The following is a 5,581-nucleotide window of genomic DNA, read 5'->3' as shown; positions in this document are numbered from 1 at the left end:
AATCGCTATCATCAGTCTAGAAAACATATTAGAACCCTTTTAGCGATAAAGGACTCGATCGATAATCACTCCTGAAGAAAGTCCAACAACACGGGATTGACCTGATCGGCGTGAGTCCAGTTGATGGCGTGCGGTCCGCCAGGAATGACAACAAGTTGACTGTTTTTAATCAGCTTCGGGAGTCTTGCTGCGGTGGATTCCAGTGGCAAAATGCGATCGGCATCGCCATGAATGATCAGAGTTGGGACATCAATGCGGGGCAGATCATTGCGGAAATCGGTGAGCCAGGACGGGACACAATCTAAAGCCGCTTTCGCAGAAGCCCCTACAGCCACATTCCAACTTGCCTGAATTGCTTCATTGCTAATCCGCTTACCCACCAACACATCCACATTGAAGAACGCTTTGAAAAATTCAGAAAAGTAAGCTGGACGATCTGCAACGATCGCTTTCATAATGCCGTCGAAAACGCTTTGGTCAACGCCCTCTGGATTGTCGCTCGTCTTTAACAAAAAGGGCGGCACTGGAGCCATCAGCACCGCTTTTTGCACCCGCTCTGAGCCGTATTTGCCCAGATAGCGCGTGACTTCGCCTGTTCCCATTGAGAAGCCAACCAACACAGCATCCTGTAAGTCAAGCTGGGTCATCAGCACGTTCAAATCTGCTGCAAAGGTATCGTAGTCATAGCCAAATGAGGGTTGGCTAGAAGCACCAAATCCTCTGCGATCGTAGGTAATGACTCGATACCCTGCATTTAGCAGCACTAAGACCTGCTTTTCCCAAGAATGACCGTTGAGGGGAAATCCATGAATCATACAACGGGTTGACCTGCCCCCAGATCTTCGTAGTAGAGATCAATGGTTGCAGAATTTTCTTGGCCGACAGTAACGTAAGGCATTGCAATCTCCTATGAATACCGCATTGGATTCTCGTCTGATTTAACCGAAGTGTAATGAATTCTAATGCTCGGTTTCTTTCAGATTCTTAGGCAGTTTGTCAGATTTTATGGTGTTACTATGCGACTGATAAAATGGCTGCGATCGCCTTAGTTACATCTGAATTCCACTGCCTACTATTTGGACGTGCCGTTGTACAAACCGGACTTCACCCTACCAGCACTCAACTGTTCAGAACATCGTATTATCGTTAGCCGACGCTTCCGGGATGGTCTGAAGCACGTCCCAATGCTCGACTATCTTGCCTTTATCATCCAGGCGGAAGATGTCGATGCCCGCCCAGTCGTTGTCGCCCGGCCATTGTTGGTAGCAATGTAAGACTACATAATCGCCTTCAGCGAAAACGCGCTTAAACTGGACGCACTTGCCCGGATATTCTTTCGCCATCCTCTCGAAATATTCGATGAAAGCCTGCTTCCCGTCGGCCACCGCTGGGTTGTGCTGGATGTACACATCGCCGACATATTTCTCGATGGCTTCTGCGGGCTGACACTGATTGAACATCAGGTCATAAAATGCTGTGACCGTCTGTTTGTTGTGCTCAAGTTTATCCGTCATCCGTTCCACACCTCACATCACCCAAAACGCCCAATGGCTCAAATCAGCGGCGACAAAGAAACTCGGACGCAGCGCTAGCGGCTTTAAACCGTCTGCTGCATTGTTGCTGGTGTGAACACAGCATCTTCTTAGATTTGTGCCATGCCACCATCGACGAATAGCTCAATGCCGTTTACAAAGCTGCTGTCATCTGAAGCCAGAAAGACAACGGCTTTGGCGATCTCGTCGGGTGTGCCAGCTCGTCCCAATGGAATATTGTTAGCTTGGCTCGCCACAAATTCTTTCAACTGCTCTCCATTGAGTCCCCAGAGAAGATCGTAAGCGGGAGTCGGAATGAAACCAGGGCTGACCGCATTCACTCGAATCTGGCGGTCTTTGAGGTCGAGTGTCCAGGTGCGGGCAAACGATCGCACGGCAGCTTTGGTGGCACCATACACGCTGAAGGCTGGGATACCCTTGATGGAATTAATTGAGGCATTCAGGATGATGGAAGCGCCCTCTGGCATCAGCGGCAGTGCCTTCTGCACAGTGAAAAGTAGACCCTTGACATTGGTGTTGAAGGTTTTGTCAAAGTGTTCTTCGGTGATCGATCCGAGCGGGATAAGTTCGCCACTGCCAGCATTCGCAAAGATCACATCCAAGTGACCTTGCTCTTGCTTGATCGTGTCGTAAAGCCGATCGAGGTCTGCCAGATTTGAGACATCGCCCTGAATGCCCATAGCGTTCTTACCAATCTCGTTTACAGCCGCATCAAGTTCAGTCTGACGACGACCCGTGATAAAGACATAGGCACCTTCAGCGACAAATCGTTTAGCAGTGGCAAGTCCGATGCCGCTGGAGCCACCAGTGACAAGCGCAACTTTTCCTGAGAGTTTTTGTGACATGGTGTTTTCCTGGTTGAGTTTACGGGAAACGTAAGGCATGGTGATTAACGCTTATACGTCAATCAGGCATTCTTGTGAGTGTTCATCCAAGTCCGAAAGTGGAATGGATTATTGCGTTTAGATGTGCGCGATAACCTTCAAGACACAGCGCTGATCAATTCCTCGCTTTTCGCCCAAAGCTGCTTGGCTTTGTTCGCGTCGAGCGCATACGACCTAACGCCATCGGCAAATGGGTTGGGCGTGTCATCAATCGGTGCGATCGCACAATCTTCGAGATAGTGTCCACCGATCTCGTCCTTATTCGCCACGACTGCTGCCCAGACCGACGTTGCGGCTGCCTGCGGAATTTCTTTCAACGCTTTCGGCGGCAAACCCGCTTCTATGCGCGCTGCGTCAACGGTCTGCAAAAGTCTCTGCAACTCCTCTGGCGAGAAGTGTCGGGGTAGATCCGTGAGACTGTTTCCGGGCATCACCGAAGCAGCCCGAATGCCGCGATCGAGATGCCGCCTGTCAAACTCCACAGCAAATAGTGAATTGGCGGTTTTCGATCGGCTATAAGCGACCCACGGATCGTATGCCTGCTGCTCGAAATTTGGATCGTCCAAGTCAATATCGGCACCGCGATGCGAGAGTGACGACAGGACTACCAGCCGTCCATTATCGGCGAGCAGCGGCTCGATCTGATTGATCAGGGCGAAATGACCCAGATGGTTGGTTCCGAACTGGACTTCAAAGCCGTCGATCGTTCGACCGAACGGAGTTGCCATAACGCCAGCGTTAGCGATGATGGCATCGAACGGCTGTCCGTCAGCCAACAGTTTATCCGCACAGGCACGAATGCTTTGCAAGGATGCCAGATCGAGATTGATCAACTCCAGGCTGCCGCGTCGCAGGGCGGCATCACGAACCGATGCAGTGGCTGGCTCAGCTTTAGCGAGGTTCCTGACCGCGCCGACGACGCTCGCGCCGTGAGCGACCAGTGAACGGGCGGTTTCAAGCCCAATGCCCGACGATACACCCGTAATCAGAAATCGCTTTCCCTTGAGATCGACGCCGGAAAGCACCTCGTCGGCGGTCGATTTTGCACCAAATGTTTCAGCCATTTCTTTTTCCTTTAATTGTGCGTTTAGCACTAATGGCCAGCATCACGGCTCCAGTTAGTAGCGAGATTCGGATATAAGTCGTAGCAATCATGGTTTGCCTCCCAGCGTGAGTTGGTGGCTCTACGTTGTATGTGCGTCCATCGGGATCGGGCGGATGGTTTGAAAACAAGCGAGCCATTGGAAAGACAACCCTTTCGAGTGATGGTGATTGTTCAGCCCGCTCTGAGGAGCACCAACACAAAGACCGTGGGCAGGTTGTTGACAATGTGGGCGATCACACCAGGCCAGACCGATCCGCTGCGGCGGAACATTTCAGCGCTGATGAGACCAAATACCAAAGCCACTGGGAAGACGGTGTTGATGCCGTGAGCGAGGGCGAAGATTAGGGTGCTGCCCACAACGCCAATGAACGGGCCGTAGCGCAGCAGCGCGTTAGTGATCACACCCCGGAAGAGCAGTTCCTCGACCAGGGGCACGAGCAGACCGATAAACAGCGTGGATAGGATTAGGGGCAGCACCCCGCCGCTACCACCGTCACCGAACACCTCCTGAGGGGTGGAGCTATCCCCGGTGAGGGCGGTGTAGGCCATGACCGCAAAACCCTTGACCACGAAAGCGACCACCCCTGCTCCGACCCCGATCAGCAGCCAACGCCAAGAGACGCGGCGCACGCCAAAGGCATGCAGGGAGCGAATCCGCAGCAGCACGGCTGCCGCAAACCCAGCAAAGGGGGCGATAACAGACAGCGCGGCGAGGGCTAGTCCGTAGACGGCGGGATTGAGACCGAGCTGCCCGGACAGCAACACACCCCCACGTGCGACAGCGCCAAAGACGACAAGACCCACAATGATTTCGAGCCAGCCCGGACGAAAGGCCTTGTTAGGTAAGGACTGCTCTGAAACAGCGGCGAAGGTCTTTCCCTGTCCCTGTGGGGAGTTAGAAGGCACTTTGGACATCATCATCACCTCTTAAGTTCTCTTTGTCTTAGTTCATGTGAGTGTAGTCAGTTCCAACACTCAACTTCTTACAGATTCCTATGGAGTTTCCGATGGAATTAGCGAACATATTTCAGTGCTACTTTAGTAAGTCGCTTGAAGTGCTGTATCAAACATTTCGCACTGCCGATCGACTACTGCGCTACATACCCACCATCTACCATCAACGTTTCACCTGTTACGAACGATGCCAGGTCAGATGATAAAAACAGAACTGCATTTGCAACTTCAAGCGGTGTTCCAATTCGTCCGATCGGGTGAAGTCCTGCTATGTAAGCTTTGGCTTCATCCTGTCCACCTGTAGCTGCTTCAAACATATCTGTTTCGATTGCTGCTGGTGCAAGACATTGATGCGAATCCCCGCTTTGGCATATTGGAGTGCAGCAGCTTTTGTTAAACCTACTACCGCATGTTTACTCGCGGTGTAGAGGGGTACGGTAGGAAGTGCAACGACTCCATTCCCAGATGCCGTATTGACGATGCACATAGTGCCGCCAGAGGCGAACGCACCACTTCCCTGTTTCAACATCTGAGCGATTTCATATTTCATCGACAACCAAACGCCTTTGACATTGACGTTCATGATGCGCTCGTATTCCGCTTCTGGTTGCTCAATCAATGAGGGGTTTTCGCCGACCGTTCCTGCATTGTTAAAGGCAATATCTAACCGACCAAAAACGCTAACTGCTTTATCAACCATTGCTTGAACATCGGCTTCTTTTGTGACATCGGCTTGCACAAAAATCGCCTCTCCGCCAGCTTCCTTGATCAATCGAACCGTTTCTTCACCTTCATCGATTCGACGACCCACCACCACCACCTTTGCTTGTTGTTGAGCATAAGCGATCGCCGTTGCACGACCAATTCCTGAAGTTCCGCCAGTGACTAACGCCACCTTATTCTGAAGGATCATTGTGCTTCTCCTAGTGTTAATTTCGTTGCATTGATCTGAAGCGTACTAAGTTCCAATGCTTGATTTCTTCCAGATTCTTATGGTATTGATCGACATAATCTTGTCAAAGTCCTCGATCTCAGATCTTGCACCATTCTCAATAGTCCCAGCGGATAGGCTTGAGGATAATTTC

General features: G+C 51.4%; 6 protein-coding genes and 1 pseudogene. All 7 read right to left on the bottom strand.

Annotated features, from left to right (window positions below):
- Positions 1 to 65: 65 nt before the first annotated feature.
- Positions 66 to 815: an alpha/beta fold hydrolase gene (locus tag ACKFKF_RS34240; protein WP_446871827.1), complete on the bottom strand. Its 750-nt coding sequence runs from the start codon at positions 813 to 815 to the stop codon at positions 66 to 68.
- A gap of 312 nt (positions 816 to 1,127) precedes the next feature.
- Positions 1,128 to 1,514, bottom strand: a complete 387-nt coding sequence (locus tag ACKFKF_RS34235) for a nuclear transport factor 2 family protein (protein WP_446871826.1) — start codon at positions 1,512 to 1,514, stop codon at positions 1,128 to 1,130.
- 128 nt (positions 1,515 to 1,642) lie between these two features.
- A complete protein-coding gene (locus ACKFKF_RS34230) occupies positions 1,643 to 2,398 on the bottom strand; it encodes a glucose 1-dehydrogenase (RefSeq protein WP_446871825.1) in 756 nt (251 codons plus the stop codon).
- Positions 2,399 to 2,535: 137 nt separating this feature from the next.
- Complete coding sequence (locus ACKFKF_RS34225) at positions 2,536 to 3,501, bottom strand: SDR family NAD(P)-dependent oxidoreductase (protein ID WP_446871824.1); 966 nt, start codon at positions 3,499 to 3,501, stop codon at positions 2,536 to 2,538.
- Positions 3,494 to 3,679 carry a hypothetical protein gene (locus tag ACKFKF_RS34220; protein ID WP_446871823.1) on the bottom strand — a complete coding sequence of 62 codons (186 nt, stop codon included), beginning with the start codon at positions 3,677 to 3,679 and terminating at the stop codon, positions 3,494 to 3,496. The genes ACKFKF_RS34225 and ACKFKF_RS34220 overlap by 8 nt, the downstream gene beginning before the upstream one ends.
- Before the next feature lie 34 nt (positions 3,680 to 3,713).
- Positions 3,714 to 4,457, bottom strand: coding sequence for a CPBP family intramembrane glutamic endopeptidase (locus ACKFKF_RS34215; protein ID WP_446871822.1), 744 nt, complete (start codon positions 4,455 to 4,457; stop codon positions 3,714 to 3,716).
- Between the two features lie 173 nt (positions 4,458 to 4,630).
- Positions 4,631 to 5,409 (bottom strand): annotated as a pseudogene (locus ACKFKF_RS34210) (SDR family oxidoreductase).
- Between the last annotated feature and the right edge of the window lie 172 nt (positions 5,410 to 5,581).

This window comes from Phormidesmis sp. 146-12 (assembly GCF_052939495.1).
Note: the sequence above shows the minus strand (reverse complement) of the source record. Positions and strands in the feature narration are given on the sequence as shown.